The sequence below is a fragment of the Wolbachia endosymbiont (group B) of Athalia cordata genome, from assembly GCF_947251845.1.
Classification (GTDB): domain Bacteria; phylum Pseudomonadota; class Alphaproteobacteria; order Rickettsiales; family Anaplasmataceae; genus Wolbachia.
Genome location: NZ_OX366383.1, coordinates 1239707 through 1263383 on the forward strand (window position 1 = coordinate 1239707; position 23677 = coordinate 1263383).

The 23677-nt window shown below is 34.2% G+C and carries 21 protein-coding genes and 2 tRNA genes; 14 read left to right on the forward strand and 9 right to left on the reverse strand.

Features of this window, described 5'->3' with window-relative positions:
* Window positions 1-26: 26 nt before the first annotated feature.
* The 4 genes from mnmE to OPR30_RS05750 all read left to right on the forward strand — a co-directional run bounded on the left by mnmE (window position 27) and on the right by OPR30_RS05750 (window position 3401).
* The gene (mnmE, locus tag OPR30_RS05735; protein WP_264374501.1) at window positions 27-1355 is read left to right on the forward strand and encodes a tRNA uridine-5-carboxymethylaminomethyl(34) synthesis GTPase MnmE; all 1329 of its coding nucleotides are present in this window, start codon (window positions 27-29) and stop codon (window positions 1353-1355) included.
* Window positions 1356-1402: 47 nt separating this feature from the next.
* Window positions 1403-1487 (forward strand) — tRNA-Ser (locus tag OPR30_RS05740).
* A gap of 170 nt (window positions 1488-1657) precedes the next feature.
* Window positions 1658-2662 (forward strand): NAD(P)/FAD-dependent oxidoreductase, encoded by a 1005-nt coding sequence (locus OPR30_RS05745; protein ID WP_265030620.1) that lies wholly within the window; start codon window positions 1658-1660, stop codon window positions 2660-2662.
* Between the two features lie 598 nt (window positions 2663-3260).
* Entirely contained in the window at window positions 3261-3401 is a 141-nt protein-coding gene (locus OPR30_RS05750) for a hypothetical protein (RefSeq protein WP_164741540.1), read from the forward strand.
* Window positions 3402-3407: 6 nt separating this feature from the next.
* On the opposite strand, the gene OPR30_RS05755 is transcribed toward OPR30_RS05750, so the two are convergent.
* Window positions 3408-3761, reverse strand: a complete 354-nt coding sequence (locus OPR30_RS05755) for a TrbC/VirB2 family protein (RefSeq protein ID WP_265030622.1) — start codon at window positions 3759-3761, stop codon at window positions 3408-3410.
* 128 nt (window positions 3762-3889) lie between these two features.
* On the opposite strand from OPR30_RS05755, the gene OPR30_RS05760 reads away from it, so the two are divergent.
* Both OPR30_RS05760 and OPR30_RS05765 read left to right on the forward strand, forming a co-directional pair.
* A complete protein-coding gene (locus OPR30_RS05760; protein WP_265030623.1) occupies window positions 3890-4705 on the forward strand; it encodes a YihY/virulence factor BrkB family protein in 816 nt (271 codons plus the stop codon).
* Entirely contained in the window at window positions 4692-5456 is a 765-nt protein-coding gene (locus tag OPR30_RS05765) for an SDR family oxidoreductase (RefSeq protein ID WP_265030624.1), read from the forward strand. The genes OPR30_RS05760 and OPR30_RS05765 overlap by 14 nt, the downstream gene beginning before the upstream one ends.
* 117 nt (window positions 5457-5573) lie before the next feature.
* Here the strand turns inward: OPR30_RS05765 and OPR30_RS05770 are convergent, their stop codons facing one another.
* Window positions 5574-5747, reverse strand: coding sequence for a hypothetical protein (locus OPR30_RS05770; RefSeq protein ID WP_010405589.1), 174 nt, complete (start codon window positions 5745-5747; stop codon window positions 5574-5576).
* A gap of 138 nt (window positions 5748-5885) precedes the next feature.
* On the opposite strand from OPR30_RS05770, the gene carB reads away from it, so the two are divergent.
* Both carB and OPR30_RS05780 read left to right on the forward strand, forming a co-directional pair.
* Window positions 5886-9113: a carbamoyl-phosphate synthase large subunit gene (carB, locus tag OPR30_RS05775; RefSeq protein WP_265030625.1), complete on the forward strand. Its 3228-nt coding sequence runs from the start codon at window positions 5886-5888 to the stop codon at window positions 9111-9113.
* Window positions 9114-9384: 271 nt separating this feature from the next.
* Complete coding sequence (locus tag OPR30_RS05780) at window positions 9385-9732, forward strand: diacylglycerol kinase (RefSeq protein WP_007302306.1); 348 nt, start codon at window positions 9385-9387, stop codon at window positions 9730-9732.
* Window positions 9733-9738: 6 nt separating this feature from the next.
* Here OPR30_RS05780 and OPR30_RS05785 read toward each other — a convergent pair whose 3' ends face one another.
* Genes OPR30_RS05785 through OPR30_RS05795 form a run of 3 tightly spaced genes read right to left on the reverse strand, consistent with a single transcriptional unit; the run spans window position 9739 to window position 14546 of the window.
* A complete protein-coding gene (locus OPR30_RS05785) occupies window positions 9739-10686 on the reverse strand; it encodes an RluA family pseudouridine synthase (RefSeq protein ID WP_265030628.1) in 948 nt (315 codons plus the stop codon).
* Entirely contained in the window at window positions 10671-12482 is a 1812-nt protein-coding gene (locus OPR30_RS05790) for a coiled-coil domain-containing protein (protein ID WP_265030629.1), read from the reverse strand. Before OPR30_RS05790 ends, OPR30_RS05785 begins: the two co-directional genes overlap by 16 nt.
* A gap of 45 nt (window positions 12483-12527) precedes the next feature.
* Window positions 12528-14546, reverse strand: coding sequence for a ComEC/Rec2 family competence protein (locus OPR30_RS05795; RefSeq protein WP_265030630.1), 2019 nt, complete (start codon window positions 14544-14546; stop codon window positions 12528-12530).
* Between the two features lie 96 nt (window positions 14547-14642).
* On the opposite strand from OPR30_RS05795, the gene OPR30_RS05800 reads away from it, so the two are divergent.
* Window positions 14643-14719 (forward strand) — tRNA-Met (locus OPR30_RS05800).
* A gap of 391 nt (window positions 14720-15110) precedes the next feature.
* The gene (locus OPR30_RS05805; RefSeq protein WP_265030632.1) at window positions 15111-15374 is read left to right on the forward strand and encodes a hypothetical protein; all 264 of its coding nucleotides are present in this window, start codon (window positions 15111-15113) and stop codon (window positions 15372-15374) included.
* A gap of 426 nt (window positions 15375-15800) precedes the next feature.
* Here OPR30_RS05805 and tmk read toward each other — a convergent pair whose 3' ends face one another.
* Window positions 15801-16394, reverse strand: coding sequence for a dTMP kinase (gene tmk, locus OPR30_RS05810; RefSeq protein WP_265030633.1), 594 nt, complete (start codon window positions 16392-16394; stop codon window positions 15801-15803).
* 106 nt (window positions 16395-16500) lie between these two features.
* Here tmk and OPR30_RS05815 point away from each other — a divergent pair, with 106 nt between their 5' ends.
* From OPR30_RS05815 to OPR30_RS05825, 3 genes are all read left to right on the forward strand, one after another.
* Window positions 16501-17073: a thioredoxin family protein gene (locus tag OPR30_RS05815; protein WP_264375199.1), complete on the forward strand. Its 573-nt coding sequence runs from the start codon at window positions 16501-16503 to the stop codon at window positions 17071-17073.
* Between the two features lie 5 nt (window positions 17074-17078).
* Complete coding sequence (locus tag OPR30_RS05820; RefSeq protein WP_264375200.1) at window positions 17079-18797, forward strand: monovalent cation:proton antiporter-2 (CPA2) family protein; 1719 nt, start codon at window positions 17079-17081, stop codon at window positions 18795-18797.
* An 89-nt stretch (window positions 18798-18886) separates the two neighbouring features.
* On the forward strand, window positions 18887-20047 hold the full coding sequence (locus tag OPR30_RS05825) for an aspartate kinase (protein WP_265030634.1): 1161 nt from the start codon (window positions 18887-18889) through the stop codon (window positions 20045-20047).
* Window positions 20048-20062: 15 nt separating this feature from the next.
* Here the strand turns inward: OPR30_RS05825 and recF are convergent, their stop codons facing one another.
* Together recF and bcp are read right to left on the reverse strand one after the other, a co-directional pair.
* Window positions 20063-21142 (reverse strand): DNA replication/repair protein RecF, encoded by a 1080-nt coding sequence (gene recF, locus OPR30_RS05830; protein WP_007302298.1) that lies wholly within the window; start codon window positions 21140-21142, stop codon window positions 20063-20065.
* Window positions 21143-21150: 8 nt separating this feature from the next.
* Window positions 21151-21618 carry a thioredoxin-dependent thiol peroxidase gene (gene bcp / locus OPR30_RS05835; protein ID WP_010403789.1) on the reverse strand — a complete coding sequence of 156 codons (468 nt, stop codon included), beginning with the start codon at window positions 21616-21618 and terminating at the stop codon, window positions 21151-21153.
* Between the two features lie 63 nt (window positions 21619-21681).
* Here bcp and gshB point away from each other — a divergent pair, with 63 nt between their 5' ends.
* The gene (gshB, locus tag OPR30_RS05840) at window positions 21682-22608 is read left to right on the forward strand and encodes a glutathione synthase (protein ID WP_265030636.1); all 927 of its coding nucleotides are present in this window, start codon (window positions 21682-21684) and stop codon (window positions 22606-22608) included.
* On the opposite strand, the gene OPR30_RS05845 is transcribed toward gshB, so the two are convergent.
* Window positions 22593-23615 (reverse strand): UDP-N-acetylglucosamine--N-acetylmuramyl-(pentapeptide) pyrophosphoryl-undecaprenol N-acetylglucosamine transferase, encoded by a 1023-nt coding sequence (locus OPR30_RS05845; RefSeq protein WP_265030639.1) that lies wholly within the window; start codon window positions 23613-23615, stop codon window positions 22593-22595. The two genes, gshB and OPR30_RS05845, sit on opposite strands and share 16 nt — an antisense overlap.
* Window positions 23616-23677: the final 62 nt, after the last annotated feature.

Below are 23677 nucleotides of genomic sequence, written 5' to 3' on the forward strand. Positions count from 1 at the left end.
AATTGCTAAGTAGTGTATATAAATTAATGACAAACAAAAATGAAACTATCTTTGCCTTATCAACTGTATTTGGTAAGTCAGGAGTTGCAGTAATTAGAATTTCAGGTAACGATGCACTTAAAGCTTTAAATCATTTTAACATTAAGAAAGAAGTTAAACCAAGGCTTGCTACTTTAGTTGACTTATATGATGGTTCCAATCAATTGATAGACAATGGAATAATTATTTATTTTCCTGCCCCAAACAGCTTCACTGGCGAGGATGTTATAGAGTTACAAATGCATGGAAGCAAGGCAATTATAAAAATAATCTTGGAGGAATTATCAAAAATTTTCGTTATGGCCAGGCCTGGGGAATTCTCACTTAGGGCTTTTCTAAATGGTAAATTTGACTTAACGCAAATAGAAGGGATTGCAGACTTAATTGATGCTGAGACAAAAATGCAAGCTAAACAAGCGATTAAGCAGATATCAGGAGAATTGGAGAGGCTATATAGCAGTTGGAAGCAGAAATTAATAACGATACAATCCAAAATCGAAGCATATATAGACTTTCCAGAAGATATTTTGGCAGAAAAAAATGAGTTGGAAAAAATTAATAATGAAGTGAAAACTCTTGTGCAATCAATACAAGAGCACCTAAATGATAATAGACGAGGCGAAAGGTTGCGTGAGGGTTTACACGTTGTAATAACTGGTAAACCAAATGTTGGTAAATCAACGCTGTTTAATTTTTTGGCCAAGCGTGATATTGCTATTATTTCTGAATATGCAGGTACAACAAGGGATATACTCGAGGCCCATATTGACGTTGCCGGATATCCAGTTATCCTTTCTGATACTGCTGGCATTCATGAAAGTTCAGATCCGGTAGAATCAGAAGGTATAAGTCGGGCAAGAAAAAGATCCCTTGAAGCTAATTTGAGAATAGAGCTATTTCCCTTCAAACAGCGTCATGCAATCGATTGCAGTGTTGAAAATAGTAACACCATTTACGTGCTGAGCAAAGCCGATGATATTATCAATGACCACAGCATAAAAATTAACAGTATAGATTTTTTACCTGTTTCTATTTTAAAAGGAATAGGTACAGAAAGACTAATCTCTGTAATTAAAGAGAAAGTAGAGGAAAAATTTGGGCATGATAGAGACACTCCTGTAATTACTCGGCAAAGACATAGGATTCACATGCAGAAAACACTGGAGCATTTACAACGTTTTAATATCGATAATCCAATTGAGTTAATATCTGAAGATTTGAGGCTTGCTGCATTTGAACTTGGTGCAGTAATTGGAATTATTAATGTTGAGGAAATATTGGATAGTGTGTTTAGTAGCTTTTGTGTAGGCAAGTAAGATTTTTATAGATTGCTTGAAATTAAATATTGTGGTAAAAAAGAGGTGGACGGATGGCCGAGCGGTTTAAGGCACCAGTCTTGAAAACTGACGTACGGAAACGTACCATGGGTTCGAATCCCATTCCGTCCGCACTTACTTCTCAGATTTAAAATGTTAGTTAATTTTTAGAGCTTATTTAGATGGTTCGTAACGCTGTAAATCTTATCTAATCTAGCTACATCTTTTAAAAATACATCCCTTTGTAAATTGACCTTGTTAGCAAAGAAAGCTAATATCTATAAATAGATCACCATCTTAATATGGAAACCGATATCGTAATAATAGGTGCAGGGCCTGTTGGAATATTCACTGCTTTTCAAGCGGGAATGCTTGATATGAGATGTCATGTAATAGATGTTTTGGATCAAGCAGGAGGACAATGCACATCTCTTTACTCAGAAAAGCCAATATATGATATACCTGGTTATCCTGTAATTACTGCCCAAAAATTAATTGAGCGACTAATGGAGCAAGCTTCACCGTTTGAGCCTGTTTACCATTTAAGTCAAAAAGTGGAAAAGATTTCAAATAACGAAGGTGAAAACTTTACTATCATAACGAACATAGGTACAGAGGTAAAATGCAAAGCCGTTATCATTGCTGCAGGTAACGGAATGTTTGAACCTAACCGTCCACCCTTAAGTGGTATATTAGAATATGAAAATAAATCTGTATTTTATAATGTAAATAAAATTTCTGATTTTCAGGACAAAACTATAGTCATTGCAGGGGGGGGGGATTCTGCGGCTGATTGGACTGTAGAACTTTCTAAAGTTGCAAAGAAAATTTATGTGATACATAGGAGAAAGGAATTTCGCTGCACTCCTGAAACTAGAAATAAATTAGAATCACTTGAAAATAATGGAAAGATAGAACTGGTAGTGCCATATCAATTACACGAACTAGCAGTAGGTAATGGGCAGTTGAGCGCAGTGATAGTAAAAAACATTGCCTCTAAGGAAGAAAAAGAAATATCCGCTGATTTTTTGCTGCCATTTTTTGGATTGTCAATGAATCTTGGGCCAATAAACAGTTGGGGTATAGAGTTAGAACATGGCCGCATAACTGTCGACCCAGCTACACTTAGAACCAGTAGAGATAGAATATATGCAATCGGAGATATAGCTACTTATCCAGGCAAACTAAAATTGATACTAAATGGCTTTGCTGAGAGCGCCATGGCTTGTTATCACATATACAAAGTAATTCACAATGCTCCAGTTAATTTTCAATATTCAACTTCAAAGGGAATTCATCGAAATTAAAGAGTAAAGAGATCCATGAACCTGCATGCAGTTATCTCAAGCATAAGGGAATACAAACGAAAAAGATTACTTTACAAATTCCCCCAACTCCCTTGCCATGATACTAAGAGTATTTATCCTTATTTTTGACCTGCAGGCTCAATCACAAAATCAGTAAAAAACTCAAATATTTATTGGTAAATTACACAAAAATTATAGCGGCTTTTTTTATTTTTTCTACATTCAGCCAAAACGCGCTTGTTAGCACATTATTATAGCGCCAATTTACATTATAAAACTCGTCACACGGGGATTCTTCTGCCTTTTTTTCTTCGTTTGGTAAATTTCTTAATATTTGTAACTAAAGTAATTTTAGAGAGGCGTTATGTAAGTAGCTGACACACAGCTGTACGAGCATTCATTTTTGAAGATAGCAAATGGTGTCATCCGAGTAGCTGACACTGGGATCCATCTCTTAATACAGCCTCATCAAAAATGTTGTGTTTTAACATAAAATTAACTGCTTCTATGCTCATAAACTTAATATCCAATCAAATTTCCTGGATCACAGTGTCAAGCACTGGGATGACACCATCATAAAGGAATCAGTGTCAGCTACTTGAATAACAAAGAAAGAGGGCACTTGGATAACATCGAAGGAGCTACTCGAATAACACCTTCATGGTGGCTTAAATCACAAGTTCGTGCAATGATGGTGCTCCTTAAAGAAGCACCATTTGCTAATGTTTTGAAGCTTTAATGCTTATTATGCGCATGTATTTGTTGTTGCATTCCATGTTTTACCATCAGGGCAAGCAGTTGCACCATTTTTACAAATCACACCACCTGGTACTATTTTTGAAACAACTACAGGTGCACCAAAAAACACAGCAGTAAATGCACCAAGTGCAAAAAGCGCTGGCCATGGCATTCTGCCAAATATCGCAAGCAAAGCTGCACCTATTATCACTATTGTAATCATAGGCCCGCCTATACCGTGAGTATAGCCTACTATTTTGCATATTGTATTGGTTGTTGCATCATCAGTAACAGCAGCAGCAAAAACATTATCAAATGCAAAGGAAAGAATTAAAGCTACAAGTAGAAGAAAATTTTTCATTATGCCTCCGTATTTAACGCTGGATTATCTATCATTTTGATTAAATTTAAGTAAACGGTGAGGATTTTTTGCTTAAAAGTATGCTTTATTTCATTTAGAATACTTTTCTTAGTTTATTTATATTACAAGTGCTACAGAAATTTTATAGTATCGTTTATTGCCTTTATCGTGCTTTAATTGACACAATTTATAATGATGGAGTGGAGCACGCAGGGTATCTATCATTTTTAATCCTGTTATCAATATTTCCTTTTCTTATTGTTTTAATAGCCATGGCATCAACGTTCGCAAATTTCTTAGATCAATACAATGTCGGCTGGGCATTTATTATTGATAACATGCCACAGGATATTTTATCATCTTTGATGCCACGTATTAGGGAGATAATATCAGGCCCTCCGCAAAGCTTATTAACCTTGGCAATTGTAGGTGCTGTTTGGACTGCCTCATCGACAATTGAAGGATTTAGAACGATATTGAATAAGGCCTATAAAGTTCCGGTTTCATCGCCTTATATATGGAGAAGGGTGCTCAGTATATTACAATTTTTAGTAATTACGCTTGTTACAACTCTGACTATAGTATTTTTTACATTAGTGCCAATGTTAATTGATTTTTCTTACCAAGGGCTAAGTTATACTAGATATTTACTTATTGAGTTTTTGCTTTTTACTATAGTATCTTGGCTATATTTTACATTGCCAAACATAAAGCAAAACTTATCAGACGTATTTCCCGGATCTTGTGTGGCTGTTATTCTTTGGACGATCTCTGCTTCAGCTTTCAAGCAATATTTAAAAGCTTCCTTTGACCAACTGAATTTGATATATGGAAGTTTAGGCGGTGTGGTGATGTCGTTGCTATTTTTTTATGTGCTAAGTTTGATTTTTATATATGGAGCAAAATTTAATTTTCAGCTAAAATATTTCAATGAATCTTGCTAAAGAGAAAGAAATGGGTAAGTTAGAAGGTAAAATAGCTTTAATTACCGGGGCTTCAGGTGGAATAGGCTCTTCTGTTGCAAAAAGATTTGTAAAAGAAGGTGCATGTGTGATTCTGATTTCCAGATCTCTTGATAATCTCAAGCCATTGTATAACGAAATTGAAGAGCTTAAAGAAGGCTCTGTGAAACTAATTCAGCTTGATCTTTTAGACTTTGAAAACGTAGAAAAACTGGCAAATATGATAGAAAGCCCAAAATTATCAGAATCTGGAACGCTTGATATACTGATTACATGCACTGAAATTTTAGGTAAGTTGAGCTCTGTTCATGATTGTGAGCTTGAAGATCTACAGAACGTAATGAATACAAATTTTACTGCCAGTTGGTACTTGCTAAAAAATTTGGGTCCAATACTAAAAAAGTCTAATGCTGGAAGAGCGATATTCATGACCTCAGAGATAACACTTTCTCCTTCCTCTTATCCATATTTGGTACCATATGCTGCAAGTAAGGCTGCACTAGAAGCAATGGTGAAGATATATGCATCTGAGACAAAACATACGAACTTATGCATAAATGCCGTGTATTCGGAAGGGCCTATCGATAGTGAAATGTATAAGCAAGCATTTTCGGGAAAAGATATATCTGAATTGGTGCCACCTGATAAACTGACAGACAAATTTGTGGAACTTGCTTCTGAAGATTGTAGCATATCAGGACAAATCTTGCCACTTAGTAAATCTTCCGAGTAAATTACCATAGTATCTGCAAAGATACCGTTAAGCCCACAACTGTATGAACATTGTGATTTGAGTCCACTAGGAAGGATGTCATCCCAGTGCCTCTATGGTGTCATTCCAGTCTGGAATCTAGTCTTTATTGTGCGGCCACTTATTTAAAGTTAAGTTTTCTGGATCCCAGACTGGGATGACACCTCTGGGCACTGCCGTCATAAAGGAACCAGTGTCAGCTACTTGAATGACATCATTTGCTGTGCAATTTACCTTCAAAAATGAATGTTTGTACAGCTGTGTGTCAAGCACTGGAATCTGCCACGCAAATTGCAATGTTCGTACAGTTATGCGTCAAGCCTAAAAACAGTTAGCTAATAGGTTTAATAAAAATTCACATACACAGGAAAGATTGGTAACATTACTTGAATAGAGACCGTTATTGTAATTATGCCAAAACGCACAGATATAGAATCTATATTAGTAATAGGAGCAGGCCCAATAGTTATAGGTCAGGCATGCGAGTTTGATTATTCCGGAACGCAAAGCTGTAAAGTATTAAAAAGTGAAGGTTATAAAGTCATTTTGGTTAACTCCAATCCTGCAACTATAATGACAGATCCTGAATTCTCTGATGCAACTTATATTGAGCCGGTACTGCCTGAAATCATAGAGAAAATTATAATCAAGGAGATGCCAGATGCAATATTGCCAACAATGGGCGGGCAAACAGCACTCAATTGTGCAATAAAACTTGCAGATGATGGAGTGTTAGACAAATACAACGTAGAATTAATAGGGGTAAATAGAGAAGCAATAAAAAAAGCAGAGGATAGAGAGTTATTCCGTAAGTCCATGGATAGAATAGGACTGAAATACCCCAAAAGTATCATTATAAAAAATCAAGAACAAATAAAAGAGGCTTTGGACTACATTGGATTACCAGCAATCATCCGCTCATCATTCACCCTTGGTGGTGCAGGTAGCGGCATAGCATACAATAAAGAGGAGTTTTTCAATATTGCAGAAAGTGCTCTCAAAATTTCGCCAATAAATGAAGTTCAGATAGATGAATCAATTATCGGCTGGAAAGAATATGAAATGGAAGTTATCCGTGATTGTAAAGATAACTGCATAATAGTCTGTTCGATAGAAAATATTGATCCAATGGGAGTGCACACCGGAGATAGTATCACGGTTGCTCCTGCTTTGACTCTGCGTGACGTAGAATACCAACAGATGAGAAATGCATCTATAGCAGTGCTAAGAGAAATTGATGTTAGTGCCGGTGGTGCAAATGTTCAGTTTGCAGTGAATCCTAAAGAAGATGGAAGCCTCGTTGTGATTGAAATGAATCCAAGGGTTTCTCGCTCTTCTGCACTTGCTTCAAAAGCAACAGGTTATCCTATTGCAAAAGTTGTAACTAAACTTGCTATCGGCTATTCACTCGATGAGATACGTAATGATTGCGCTCCAGTTATACCTGCTGCATTTGAACCAGTGATTGATTATATCGTCACTAAAATTCCTCGTTTTGAATTTGAGAAATTTAAGGGGACGAATTGTGAACTATCAACTTCCATGAAATCAGTGGGGGAAGTGATGTCTATAGGCCGCACTTTTAATGAGTCACTACAGAAAGCTTTTCGTTCACTTGAAACTGATCTTACAGGACTTGATGAAGTATTTCCTGAGAACATTGATATTGATCACGTAAAATCTCAGTTAGCAAAATTGCTACCAAACAGATTACTGATTGCTGCTGACGCAATGCGTCATGGAATAAGCATAGAAGAAATAAATTCGATTACAGGATATGACTTATGGTTTTTGCAGAATATACAGCAAATTATATTAGCTGAACAAAAAATCAAGGAAAACGGCCTTCCTGAGACTGCATATGAAATGTTAGAGCTGAAAAAAATGGGGTTTTCAGATGCAAGATTGGCAAAATTAAGCAATAAGAAAGTAGAACAAATTGAAGAAATAAGAAAAAAATTTGGCATTAAACAAGTTTATAAGCGTGTAGACACCTGTGCAGCTGAATTTGAATCGAGCACTGCTTATATGTATGGCTGCTATGAGGGTGATGTTGAAAATAAAACGGAATGTGAGGCGAATATTTCGGATCGAAAAAAAGTTGTCATTTTAGGAAGTGGTCCAAATCGCATTGGTCAAGGTATTGAGTTTGATTATGCGTGTGTACATGCAGCTTCTGCCGCCAAAGAAATGGGGTATGAAACAATAATGATTAACTGTAATCCAGAAACCGTTTCAACTGATTATGATACCGCTGATCGTTTATATTTTGCCCCACTGATTGCAGAGGATGTGCTTGAAATACTAAGCAAAGAGCAAGAAAATGGTACACTGGTTGGTGTAATAGTTCAAATAGGTGGTCAAACACCTTTAAAGTTAGCCAAAGTGCTTAACGAGAGAGGTTTCAAAATTCTGGGAACTTCGTTTGATTCTATTGACCTTGCAGAAGATCGCATGAGATTTAAAAACCTTGCTTTGCAACTTAATTTAAAACAACCTGAAAGTTCTATCTGCCATTCAGTAAAAGAAGCGTTAACCAACGCAGAAAAGGTGGGGTTTCCACTAGTAGTTAGGCCATCATATGTCCTCGGCGGTCAGTCTATGTCGATTAGACACGATACTCAGAGCTTTAAAGAGTATGTCTTGAATCAAACCAAAATTTTTGAACACGGGTCACTGCTTCTTGATAAATTTTTAGTCAATGCAGTTGAGGTTGACGTTGATGCTGTATGTGATGGGAAAAAAGTTTTCATTGCAGCGGTCATGGAGCACATTGAAGAAGCTGGTATCCACTCTGGCGATTCAACATGCTCAATACCGACAAATACATTGAGTGACGAAGTAATAAAAGAGATCGAGCTCCAAACTGAAAGAATAGCTCTTGCACTAGAAGTGAAAGGTCTGATAAACATTCAGTTTGCTGTTCAAGAGAGTGATGTATACATACTTGAAGTGAATTTAAGGGCTAGCCGTACAGTTCCTTTTATTTCCAAGGTAATCAATATTCCTATTGCAAAGCTTGCCACTCAGGTTATTTTGGGTAAAAAATTGAATCAGGAAAACAAGCCTTTCAATCATTTTGCAGTTAAAGCTGCTGTTTTTCCATTTACGCGTTTTTCGGGAATTGACACTTTACTTGGTCCTGAAATGAAATCAACAGGAGAAGTGATGGGAATTGACTTATCTTTCGGAGCTGCACTTGCAAAAGTGCACATGGCTGCAGGATACAAGTTACCAACAGAAGGAACGGCTCTGGTTTCAGTAAAAGATGATGATAAAGAGTATATATTGCCTGTTGTACGAATGTTGAAAGAACTGAGTTTTGAAATATATGCCACCAAAGGCACAGCTTTGCATCTGAACAATAACGGCATTGCTGCAAAAGCTGTAAATAAAGTGAGAGAAGGCAGACCCCACATAGTTGATATGCTCAAAGATGGAAAAATAAATCTAGTAATCAATACTTCAAAAGGTGTGAAATCAGTTTCAGATAGCAAGGATATCAGGAGAACTGCTATTTTGCAAAATATAGCTTACAGTACCACAGCTTCTGGGAGTAAAGCGTTAGCGCTTGCAATTCAATATGTAAAGAATAGCAAATTGGAAGTGAAATCATTACAGCAGATACAAAATGTTTAAATATCAAGACTATAATAAATTATTACTTATTTCAAAATGAGGATCGTGTAAGCTAAGGCGAGAGAAATTTAATTAAAGGATTTTTGTGTCAGTATCAATATATAACTGCCTTGAGCGTTTGTTGAAAGGCTTTGTACTAATTTTCTTGATTCAAACAATATGCTAGACTTTAACTTAAAAATCTTTGTAAGTGATCACGACTGAAAGGTGTTTTCATGCATTTTTTACCTGAGTGCAATAAGTGTAGTTCATTGAGTTTCCAAAATTGATAATGAAGAAAAGCATTACTCGTCTAATAAAAGCAATTCAATACTCCTGTGAAGGAATAAAATCAGCTTTTGTATCAGAAGTTGCGTTTAGACAGGAGTTACTGCTTTTTATAATATGTGTTTCAACTTTGTTTGTTTTAGATGTAAGTAATTTAGAACGTGCAGTAATGGTAAGTAGCCTATTTTTGGTGTTAATTGTAGAAATTATTAACACTGCTTTTGAAACAACAATTGAGCGTATTTCCAGTGAACAACATATACTTTCAAAAAAAGTGAAAGATCTAGGTAGTGCAGCAGTTTTTCTCTCATTAATTAATTTCTTGATAACATGGATGATAATATTGATATGAATGTTGTTAAGATATATTTTCAAATTCACCGATTAAGACTTGCATGTCTTGTGGTAAATCAGAAACAAATTCTATATATTCTTTACTTTTTGGATGATATAAGCCTAGCGTGTGAGCATGTAGTGCCTGTCTATTGAAATTACGGATAAAGTCAGAGTTTTTAGCATGTTTTTCACTTTTACTACTATTTTTTCCGTAAACTTGATCACCAACTACAGAATGTCCTATGTGGCTCATGTGTACTCGAATTTGGTGTGTTCTGCCTGTCTCTAAAGTACATTTAACCAGGCTTGCTTGCCCTATAATTTTCTTCACTGAATAATGAGTGATTGCTAATTTACCTGCTGTTTTTGTGACACACATCATTTCTTTATTACTGCGTTTTGGAGCAATATGGGTTTTTACTGTTCCTTGCAGATTAGGTAATGCTCCCCAAATTACTGCTAAGTATTCCCGTTTTATTTTACGATTTGATAGCAGTTCAGACAAGAAGCTGTGGGATTGTTCATTTTTTGCAATTACCATGAGTCCACTAGTATCTTTATCAAGCCTGTGAACAATTCCTGGTCTTGTATTTATATATGGAATTTTGCCAAGGTGAGCGATCACTGCATTCAGGAGTGTATCATTGTTTGTTCCAGCACCTGGGTGTACTGTTAATCTACTTTGTTTACTCAGAACTATAATGTCATCATCTTCATAGACGATATCAAGTTTTATGTCATAATTAGGCTCAATTGATGTGGATATGTCAGGTTGAATGAGATGCACCACATACTCTTCACCTGGTTTTACTATGTGATCATTATTAATTATCGGTATACCAAGTAATTTCACCTGCTCATTCTGTATCAATCTTTGCGCTTTACTGCGAGATATGTTGCATTTTTTAGCTACATAAGTATCTAATCTTAATTTTTTCTCTTCACTACTAATATTTAAAGTCCTGAACATGCTACTTCAAATGCTGCATGAACATCTGGATTCACAAAATCAACTTTTGTACTAGGTTGAATTTGAAGGCCGTCTTGTTTTTTAATGTGGCAAATTGTTTGAGAGCCATCTTTCCAGTAAATTATTATTTTATTATCAAAATCCCGTAGCGTTAACTCCCTCTTTTCTTCTTTTTTATCTTTTTCTTCTAGCTTAATAGACTCTAATAAATAATATAGAAAGCCACTTGCTTTACCGTTAACTTTTTTTCTCCATTCATCCATTTTTTCTTGTTCAGATAATTCTTTTTCCAATTTTGCATTTTCTTGCTCCAGCTCTTTCATCCTTTTTTTTGATTTTAATAGTCTATTTTTTTCTTTTGCTTTTTTCTCTTCATCCCGTTGTTTGTCAAAAGAAGTAGCAGTAATACTACCTTCACTGCTATTAGGTTCATTTGATTGAGTCTGTTTATTCTTTAATTCTGCTAGCTCATCTTTTACTTTTTTTAGTTCTTCTTCTAATTCGTTCTTTATCTTTTCCGCTTCTTCTTTTTGTTTTTCCAATGTATCTATGAACTTACGATCATCGCTAATTGTTCTTTCTCCAGATTGAAAAAAGCCAACTAATCTGCTTGGTTCAAATCGCTCAACCTTATCTTCAGCGATTTTAATAGTATTCTCTAAACTAGAAAAAATGCTTTCAATGTTTAGTGAATTTGTTCTTTTTGCCAGCTCTTTAGCTTCGCTTAAAATGACCATCATCTCCTTACGCAACTTATCTAAATCTTTTTTGATGTCTCCTCTAATTCCTTGTAGATGAACAAGTGTTTCTTGAATTTCATCATTTGCAGGTTTTAGAAGTTTGCTATCAAGTAGATCTTTAGCTTCATCTAAGCGCTTATCAAATGAGTCAACAATTTTATCTGTAAAATTAGTCAAGTGCTTATCTAGTAATTTTATTAATCGAGATATTGGATCATTTTCTTCCTCATCTTTTGTCTTTTTTTCCATTACCGATACAACACCACCTCTTCTGCATGGAAAGAGAATATCTAAATTATTAAATTTTTTAACAATATTATGATTATTGTTTATCTCATTGTTTTTTAGCTTGCTGAATGTTATACATATCCCAACAATAGCAATGATACTAGCCAGTGCAACTATGGCCCATTCCAAATCCTGAACATTGGCAAAGCTCAGTCTATTTTGTATTAACGCACCAACTATAATTACAGCACTAATTACATATGGTATGGTAAGAAAAATTGCCTTATTTTTATTCTCTTGTCTTTGATCATCTAATATTTTTTTTTGATTTTCAGAAATTGGCAAAATTATTGAAAAGTTTGCTTTTTTGCGACCTATAAGACTTAAATTTGGTTTTATCTCTATTTTCAAAGCATTTTCAGCAATTTCACTTATCTCGTTGTCTTTGCCACCTCTAATTTTATCATTTATTAATTCCTCTATCGACTTCTCTCCTTCTTTTATCTCCTGCTTATACATATATCTCATAGCAGAAGAGGCTACAAAAGTTATTAAAAGAACAACAGAAACCAAAGTGTAAATTGGCATGAATGTTGGGTTAAAAATATCTGTAATAAACCTTAGATCATTATGGGTTATTATTATTGCAGCTACATAAGCCAAAGAAAATTGAAGCCAAATATTTACAATCGCTATGGGTAGAGTGTTACTTACAGAATATTTCTTTGTTGCACGCCATAACCTAGGAAAAAAACCAATAGCATCATCTATTTTGGCAAAATTATGATCTACTTTAACATTGAAAGGATTTGTTGTATCTAAAGGCATAAATTTCCTTACATCCTAATTAAGTAATTATATATAAATGATACTTTAAAAACAAGTTTTTGGCTTATGCCAAGGACGATTAGAACGCACTTTACTAACGTTTACGCCACTATTTGTTAGCCAAATAGAATGTGTACCATATACTTCTAAATCAGAATACTTGATGATTTTAGTATTGCAAGCTGGGTGATTGAATTTGCTTAGCTGAATTACTAGATCGACATTGTTACAATTTTCTAAAATATCTTCTCTTTTGTGAGCTAGCAACACTGACTTATTATTTCCTTTATTATATATACAGCCATAATCATTACATTTTAGCCTTTTGTTTGAATTACTGAATTTAGTATGATTCACAATTTGATTCTGCCCGTTTTGCTTTGCCCACGTTTTGACAACAAAATTTCTGTTTTTTCTAGTAAGAGAATATAGTAAATTGTCACCTTCTTTTACAGCAAGATTATCAGCACTGACTAGAATATCAGGAGTTCTATACATAGCGCTAGAGAAAATACCTAGCAGAATAAAGAAAATTCCAAAAAAACGCCAATTCCTTTCCCACAGGCACAGCCACAATAACCCAAGCGTTATTATAATGATCGATGATGCAGGAAAAGTGCGAATAGGAATAACCAGATACTGAAGATTAGCTATTGCATTTGTTATATATAAAACGCTGTCAATTGGGCGTTCCATGAGAGGCGTTATAATCCACTGAGTACCTAAAGGAATCAATAAAACATAGATTATTCCAAGTGGAATAATAATGAGTGTAACTATTGGTATAGCAATCAAATTTGTGATAATGCCGCTGATTGAAAAATAATTAAAGTTGTATATTGTGTACGGAACCGTTGCTAAACTTGCTATTATTGAGCTGATCATTATCGACACAAAATATTTTATTATTTTTAAAAATTTGTTGGCATTGATCTGATAGCTGGCAACCAGTGCTAAGACAGCAGAAAATGACATTTGAAAACCTGGCTTTAAGATTGCTTCTGGCTCCACTATGAGTATCACCGAAGCAGCAAACGCAATTGCTATTAATCCTCGATATTTTCTCTCTATCATTATTGCAACAAGTACTAAAATTACCATAATATACGCGCGCTGAGCGGAAATTTGCATACCAGTGATCAATAGATAAAACGTGGTTGGCAAGATAGTAAAGAATGCAGATATTTTTTTAGTGTTATATTTAAGAGTCAAAGTTTCAGATATTGCAAATAAATTACGGAATACTATAAAAAATAGACCAGCAACAAACGATAAATGTAAACCAGATATAGCGAATAAATGTGCTATACCTGAATCTCGTATCGCATTCATAGTTTTTTGATCTATCCCATCTTTTTTGCCAATTAATAATGCAGAGATTATGTCCGCGTGTGGCTTTTTGGTATTTTGCTGTAGGTTTTCATAGATATATTGACGGAAAGATTCTATATACTCTTGAAATTTTCTTGCTTCAGCCTTTTTGTACAGGACTATTTTGCTTGTTGCAAAGCCTGTGGCATTTATTTTCTGATAATATGCTATTCTTGCAAAATCATATGCATATTCCGAAGGCGCAATTTTTGGAGGAAAGAGTTTTGCTGATAATTTTACTTGATCCCCTATTTTAATGCCTTCTTCCGCTTTGGTTCTAACTGATATTCTGATGCTATCTAACTTAAACTTCGTGTTTTTTATTTCATAAAGCAAAAATTGCTCATACGAGCCCTTGTTATTAATATCCTTCACTGTAGCAACAATATCTTTCACATACCTTTCCTTATCAAGAATGTGAGTATTAACTGAATCTGTTCTGAATTTGCTGGCTGTAAATCCTATGAGCACTGCAATTAAAGAAATGCATAATATTGCGTATTTCCTGTATAATATTGCAATCAGAATTAGTATAGGTGAAAGCAAGAGAAAAATAGATATAGTGAAAGCACAGCTTGGTTCAAAATTTAATGAGAAATAGGTTAAAATTCCTGCACACTGAAAAACAGGGAACCACAATATCAAGTTATATTTTTCATTGCACAGATTGTTATGTATATAATTTACTATCATGTTAAGAAAGGTTAATAGATATATAAATATATGTAATAGTGTGATTTTATTCTTTTATTTATTATTATTACGCATATAATAATAAATAAGCAACGACGCGGGATGGAGCAGCTCGGTAGCTCGTCAGGCTCATAACCTGAAGGTCGTAGGTTCAAATCCTACTCCCGCAACCATCTTTCAACTGTACAAATATTGTGATTTCGGATAGAAGAATCACTTGACAAACTTCACCAGCCTCTTATCATACCAATAAGAGTATTTATCCTTGTTTTTGACCTGCAGGCTCAATCACAAAATTCAGTAAAAAAACTCAGATATTTATTGGCAAATTACACAAAAATTATAGCGGCTGCATGTCTTTTAAATTTTTTCTACATTCAGCCAAATCGCGCTTGTTAGCACATTATCAATTTAAATTATTAAAACTCGCTATTCGGGACTTCTTTTGCCTTTTTTCTATTTGGTTGGATGATTTTATAAATTAATTAAAATATTCATAATATTGATTTCTTATCACAACAATGCTATTATTAAGCTAATATTACTTTTAGTGAGGTATGAGCAATGGTTGATGTGGCTTTTATTGGCGTAAATACGGTTATTGATAACGGATACGGAAGAAAAATAAAACTCGTTATGTCAGGGTTATTTTTAGCTGTATCAGCAGCAACTGCTATCTGGTTTATCTTTCCTGGATCGCAAAATGTACTTGCTCCATTCTTGCTTCCAGCTATATTCCTTCTCTTGACTCTGTCTATGGGATATTATACGTTTCTTTTTGGTTGTGAGAAAAAATCTGTAGTAGAAAATGTTCTAGGTATCTGCTGAGTCAGTTAAGAGAGTGCGTTGCCAAGACGAGATCGAATCTTTGCTAGCAAAAACAAGAGATATCACAAAAAATAAGTTTTGTAACATACTTTTGTTTTGAGGATCGTATCAAAGCGCACAAACTTGCTTTATACGTAAAAGACATTGATGATATTGCATCTTTAATAAAGAATGAGGATCTTTTAAGTCACTTTGATCAATTTTTTACCATAACTGAAGTAAGCAATAAGAATAGTAGAAATGAGCTAATTAATCGCGCAAGAATATATAGAACAATAAGTGAAAAACCTAAAAATGAAATACAAAGTTTTTTAGCTAATCAAAAAGAGAGTCTTTCGTATGAAATAACGTCACCTAAAATTGATAATTTTTTACCACAGGTTAATGCAGTAACTGTTTAGGTTAGCAAAAGTTCAATACGTATAGCTAAGTCTTTGCAATATCAATAATTTCATTGTGTACATGATTATCACTTTTTTTTTCAATTCCAGTAATAACATTACATCTATTAGATTCTTTTATAGCTATTTCTTGAAATCCTTCTCGAATTTTATGATAGAAATCAATGCTCATTTCTTCATACTTATTTTTATCCTTTGCTCTGCTGAGTCCAACTTGAACATCAATATCTAAAATAAATGTGATATCTGGATATTTAATTTCCACTAATTTGTGTAAGTCTCTTATTAGACTCAAGTCAACACCTAGTCCATACCCTTGATACGCAATAGTTGAATCGATAAATCGATCACAAATAACTGTCTTTCCCTCTTTAATAGCTGGCAATATTAATTTTTTCATATGTTCGTGCCTCATCGAGATAAGCAGCAAGAGTTCAGAAATAGGATCAATATTATCCTTAAGTAGTAATCCTCTTATTTTTTCTGCAAAATCAGTACCACCTGGTTCTCTAGTCAATACGACATTATTTTCACCGTGAATTTGCTTGAAATAATTTGCAAGTAACTCAGACTGTGTTGTTTTACCAGAACCATCTATTCCTTCGAAGGTTATGAACATAAATTTTATAATTACAATGCTAAATGCAAACAGTGTACATAGAAACCATTTGACATTTAAGCAATAAGATCATAAATTATACACGGTATACAATTCTCTATGAGCTATGGTTGCGCTAGACACTCCTAAGATAGATTTAGACTTTACTGCAAAGAATTTCAATCTCTTGGGAGTGGATAACAAATATTATACATTAAGTGACTGCTATGGGGAAAATGGTCTTATTGTAATGTTTATATGCAATCACTGTCCTTACGTTCAATCAATTATTAGCAATCTAGTAAGCGATGTTAATTTGTTGAAAAAAGATTATCAGGTAAACACCGTTGCAATCATGCCAAATGATGTGAATAAGTACCCAGAAGACTCCTTTGAAAACATGATTAATTTTGCCGAGAAAAATAAGTTTACATTTCCATATTTAATTGACAGTAACCAAGAAGTAGCTAAAGAGTATGGTGCTGTTTGTACCCCTGATCTCTTTGGGTTTAACGCTGATTTAAAACTTCGTTATCGTGGACGTTTTAACAATGCAAAAAAAGAGAAAGTTCAAAATTATGAAATAGGAAGTAGTGATTTATTTCAAGCGATGAAATTTATTGCAAAAACTAGCAATCCTCCAATTGACCAAAAATCAAGTATTGGTTGCTCAATCAAGTGGTCTAATTCTACAGGGTAAATATCATGCACAGTGGCTCTCAGCATTTGTTTGATATTATAATCTTACTTTCCGCTGCTGTGTTTATAGTAATAGCGTTTTGGAAAATGAATATTAGTCCAGTGCTTGGTTACTTTGTTGCAGGTGCATTGATTGGTTCTCATGGATTTAATCTGATACATTCAGCTGAAGTAATGGATAACTTCGCAGAATTTGGAGTAGTTTTCCTGTTGTTTATTATAGGTCTTGAATTGACATTTGAACGCCTCATCGCCATGCGTAGGCATGTGTTTGGGTTTGGTTCTCTCCAAGTTATAGTTACTATGATAGCAATATGGTGCATTGCTCTCGCCTTTGGAGTGAGCATAAACATGGCAGCAGTTATTGGTGGTGGGCTTGCACTATCTTCAACAGCAATAGTGTTGCAGGTTCTGCAAGAAAAGGGTTCTCAAGCAAGCCAAGTTGGTAGATTGTCGATAGCAGTGCTACTAATGCAAGACTTTGCAGTGGTACCTCTGATAGTACTAGTGCCTCTGCTTACTGGCAATTCTGAACACAGCTTAATAAGCTCGTTGGCAGGCTCATTAGTACAAGCAGCTATTGCATTGGTGTTGATATTTGTAACTGGTAGGTTATTACTGAGGCCATTGTTTTCGGTTATTGCCAAAATGGAGAGTAATGAAATCTTTATATCAACAACACTTCTGATAATATTAGGATCAGCATTTATTACTGAACAATTTCATTTATCAATGGCATTAGGTGCATTTGTTGCTGGGTTACTAGTTGCAGAAACAGAACACAGGAATTCGGTAGAACATGCAGTATTGCCATTTAAAGACTTATTTCTTGGTTTATTCTTTATGACTGTTGGCATGTCTATTGATATTGACCTTTTACTCAATAAGTTACCACTCGTTACTTTATTATCAATTATCCTTATCGTTTTAAAGACGTCCATTATATATACATTGTGTAGATTTTTTGGATTTAGAAGTGCACCTGCAATACAAGCTGGATTACTGCTTGCACAAGGTGGTGAATTTGCATTTATTTTATTCCGTTTAGCAGATGAATTAGATGTACTATCAAGTGAAATCGCTCAAGTGCTTATGATGGTAACTACAGTAACTATGGCTTTTACTCCTCTTTTATCGGGAATTGGAGACTGGATAGCAAATTCATTTAGCACTGAAAAAATAATACTAGACGATGAAGCAATCGAAACAGACACACAAGATCTTTATAACCACGTAATAGTTGCCGGGTTTGGTAGAGTGGGATATATGGTAACGAAAATGCTTACTGCAGAGCATTTAAGTTATGTTGTTGTAGATATTCAATCAAAAATAGTGAAAGAAGGAAAAAATGACAGTTTCCCTATATATCTTGGAGATGCTACAAGATATGAAATTTTAAAATCAGTAGGAATAGAAAGAGCTCAAGCTCTTGTGGTTTCAATAAAGAACGAAGTCACTATAAAGAAAATAGTTTCTCTAGTTGCAACAAACTTCCCGCATGTAAATATTATAATACGTTTACCAGATTTGAATAATGTGGAGGTTTATAAAGATCTAGGGGCTAGTAAAATTATTCCCGAGACGTCTGAGATTGGATTGCAGCTAGGTGGAGCAGCATTAAGCTTAAGTGGAATTAGCGAAAGCGGAGTTACATCTTTAAAAGGTAAATTTAGAAAAGGCAACTACAGTATGTTAAAAGACCTTGGTAGTGATAAAGATGAATAATCCTCTATCACTTTAATTAGTGACCAGAAAAACACATTTAATTAAGCAACTATACTCTCTAGAAAGGTGAAATTGACCTTATTGTAACTATGAACAAAATAATAATAAAAAAATTTGGTGGTACTTCGCTAACTGACTTAAATCGAGTTGCAAATCTAATAAAAAACGATATTGAAAAAGGTTATAATGTAATTGCTGTTGTATCTGCTGCTGCAGGATTCACTGACCAAATGGCTTTTCAAGCCAGGCAAATTTCAAATTTAAATTGTAGACAAGAGTTATCAGAGTATGATGTCCTGCTTTCAGCAGGAGAACAAATCTCTTGCGGGTTATTAGCTATCACTCTTCTGTCTGTTGGAGTTAATGCTAAATCATGGCTCGCCTGGCAGTTACCAATTGTAACGGATAATTTTTATTCTGAGTCTAAAATAAAAAAGATAAAAATTGACCATGTAAAAAGATCTTTTGCTGAGGGTTATACTGCTGCAATCATTGCTGGTTTTCAGGGTATACACGATGATAGAATCACTACTTTTGGTAGAGGAGGATCTGATATCTCAGCAATTGCCTTTGCTGTAGTCTTTGGTATTAGGACTTGTGAAATTTTTACTGATATTGACGGAATATATACAGCAGACCCAAAAATTGTTCCAAGGGCACGCAAGCTTAAATCTATCTCTTACAATGAAATATTGGAGATGTCGTCATCTGGTGCTAAAATATTGCATAATCGTTCAGTACAACTTGCAATGAAGCATAATATTAAGGTGCAGGTGTTATCCACTTTTGAGGAAGTAGAAGGCACTACAGTACTACACGAAAAAGATGTACTGGAAAGATACTTAATTACTGGAATAACTTATAGCACTCACGAAGCTCTTGTAACTTTTACTAACTTTGCAAATACTTTGGATACTTTAAGAGATATAGCAGGAGCAAACGTTAAAATTGACATGATACATGGGTCAAGCTTTTTGATTTCTAAATTTGATGTTGATTTAATGACAAAGTTATTGAACAAAAATGAAAATTATGTCGTAAACAATAATATAGCTAAAATTTCAATAATTGGTATTGGTGTTATGTCTAACACTGAAGTGATGTACCGCACACTCAAGGTTTTAAGCGAAAAAAAGATAGAAATACTTGCTGTCACAATGTCCGAAATCAAGATCAGTATAGTTGTTCAAAAAAAACACGCTGAGGCTTTAATTAGAGATTTACATACCGAATATGAGCTTGATGTATGACAGCACGCTTGAAATTTATTTACTTGATAATTCAAAAAACTTGAAAGAGCAAAGATAGTTATTGAAATTATCTTGATTTACATCGGTTATCCAAGTTTGACATTGAATACTTAACACCTCCTCCATTAACACCTTTCTGTAATCTTTATCCAGATGCGACATTATATCGTCAAGCAGAAGAAGAGGTGCTTTATTGTAATGAATACACCTTGCTTTTACACTAGATAAGATGATAGAAAGCAGTAATAGCTTTTGCTCTCCAGTAGAACAAAGATTTATTGGCATGTCCCCTTTTTGGCAAAAAACCCAAAAATTATCATTATGTACAGAAAAGGTTACTCTACCAGTTAATGAGTCTTTTTCTCTGTTTTCCTTTAGACGATTCTGAAAATATTCTGCAGTATCGTTCAAAGTTAGCTGACTGCTAAATTTCAAACTTGCCTTTGGAAAAAACTCACAAGAATGGTTATCAATTGTGTCTTGTAATATCTTTAAAACAGATGATCGCATACGTAAAATATCAATTGCATTGGTAGCCATGACGTTTTCAAGACTAGAGAGCCAACTTTCGTCCAAAATATTCTCTCTAAGCAATTTACTTCGCTCATGCTTAGCTTTTCTATATTTCATGTAGCAATAGGTGTAATTTTCTTCAAATAGTGAAACTATACGGTCTAAAAATTTTAACCTGTCACTTGGAGAATTAAGAAGAATATAGTCCATTTGTGGAATTAGCCATATTACATTAGATATTCTATACAAAGATGAGTAGCTTGACTGCGTTTTCCCATCAATTTGTATTAATTTCTTATTAAGATTCTTTCCTATACCAATTGAGTTAAGCTCTGCTCCATTGAAAAAATCATAATACACTACCCAACTTTCATTACTGCGCCTATTTTGCATCTCATTGATTTTTGCTTTTTTCATTCCGTTGCTTTTAGCAAGCAATGAGATTGCTTCAAGTATATTAGTTTTTCCAATACCATTTTTGCCAGTTACTACAACTGGTCTATCATCTAAATCCAGTTCAAAGTTTGAATGACTACGAAAGTTATATAATTTCAGTTTTTTTATATAGCAATGGGTAGTCATTCTTTAATTTATATTCTCCTTACTTCTTCTAGAACCTCATCAACATGTCCACTAACTTTTACGTTTTTCCAGATCTTCACTACTTTACCTTTTTTATCTATTAAAAAAGTAGTGCGCTCTATTCCCATATACTTTTTGCCAAACATGCTTTTTTCTACCCAAACACCATATTTTTCCAACATTTCAGCATTTTCATCAGAAACTAAAGAAAATGGCAAAGAATATTTTGCTTTGAAGTTAGCGTGGCACTTAACGCTATCTTTTGATACACCAATTATCACTGTGTCAAGAGAAGAGAAATTTTCTATTTTGTCTCTAAAGCCTTTTGCCTCCATTGTACAGCCCGGAGTATCGTCTTTAGGATAAAAATAAAGGACTACATTTTTTTTATCAAAAAATTCACTCAGCGATAAAATTTCGCCAGAATCTGTTGGCAAACTAAAATCAGGTGCATTATTTCCTACTGTTAATTCCATACTTTGCTCCATTATTAACACTTTTATGGTACTATAGTATATTGTAATAGGAAGGGAGGATAAATGAAAGTAGCTTTTCAAATGGATGAAAATATAAATTTTGAAACTGATACTACATTTGCATTAATAAAAGAAGCGCAGAGGAGAAAGCACGAAATTTTTGTCTATCTTCCTAATAATCTAGCACTCAAGTTAAATCAGTCAATTGCTCTTGCTCAGAAAGTCAGCGTTGATGATTTTGGTTTTACTTCTAAAGAAGATGTAACTATAGATTTGAATGAAATGGATATCATATTTATCAGACAGAATCCACCATTTGATATGCGGTACATTACAACAACCTATGTCTTAGAAAAGACTACTGCGTTAGTAATAAATAATCCAACAGAAATAAGAAACTGTCCTGAAAAATTAATTACTTCACTATTTCCAGAGCTAATTCCTCCAACTTTGATCACTGAAAATATATCGATGATTAGAAATTTTTGTCACGACTATCAGGATATCATCTTGAAACCACTATATAGCTATGGAGGAAATGACGTAATAAGAATACAAGACCAAAATAGCATTCAAGTGGTAGTCGATCTCATGATTGCAAAATATGAATGTCCTGTAATTGCACAAGCATTTTGTAAAAAGATAAATACAGATAAAAGAATACTGCTACTGGATGGAAAGCCAATAGGAGTAATGAAGCGAGTTCCAAAGTCTAGCGGAGAAATCAGAACAAATATGCGGCTTGGAGCAAGTTTTGAATCTATTGAAATGAATGATAGAGACACTGAAATATGTAATAAAATTGGTCCTGAGCTAAAGAAAAGAGGGCTAATATTTGTTGGTATTGATATTATAGATGACTTCCTGCTCGAAATTAATACTACCTCACCTACGGGAGTAGTTTATATCAATAAGTTGTATAGTAAATCACTAGAAAAAGAACTATGGAATGCATTTGAAGAAAAAGCAATTCGTCAACTAAGTTCTTGAGCTATTGCCTTAATAAATTCAGTAACTCCATTCCTTATTCTTGTTTTCTTAGTATTATTAGCCATATCAAGCAATTTTTGACAATTTTGCAATAAATCAACTAGCAACTCTCCTAGATTCTTTTTCGCGTTACTATTTTGCTCAACTATTACAGCTGCTCCCGAATCTTCAATATGTTTTGCATTATAAAATTGATGGTTATCTTTTGAGTGAGGATAAGGAATATATACAGCAGGACGCTCAGCAAGAGTAATCTCTGCTATTGAAGTTGCCCCCGCTCTGCTAATTACCAAATGAGCATTGGCCAGTTTATTTTCCATATCATCGAAAAACTCACTTAACTCACAATCAATTCCTTCACTTTTGTATAGACTCTTGACCTTGTTTATATTTTTCTTCGTACATTGCTGCGTTACTCTAATCCTCTCTTTTACTTCAACAGGTAGATCACAAATTACGCTGCTCACTACATCATCAAAAAAATTTGCACCCTGACTGCCTGCTATTATTAACACGTTTAAAACTGTTTCAGCTCTAGAATAGCCTTGTGCTTCTATATCGACAAAATTTCCTGTAAAAACGTATTTACTACCTTCTGCATACTTAGTCTCTGGAAAGCTAGTTGCAATTAATTTTGCACTCTTGAAAAAGAATCTATTTACTCTCCCTAAAACTATATTTTGTTCATGTAAAATTATAGGTATAGAAAAAATCTTTGCTGCAAAAAGAGTTGGAAAAGAAGCGTAGCTACCAAAACCAATGATTAGCCTTGGTTTTAATTTCCTGATTCTATATATTGCTAGTGCACAACTATACATTAACAAAAAGAGAAATTTCAATTTGTTGCCGCTTGGCTTGCACAATGGTAAAATATAACTTTCTACATTGATGGTTTTTTGATCCGTAAATAATATACAATTGTATCCTTGTACCTTTAGTGCCCTTGCTAAGGTTATAGCTGGAAAAATGTGTCCACCTGTACCGCCTGTTGCTAGAATAATAGTCATCTGTAAGTAGTAATTTGATAATATATTGTTAATTATTTTTTAATACTTTGCATGTAAAATTT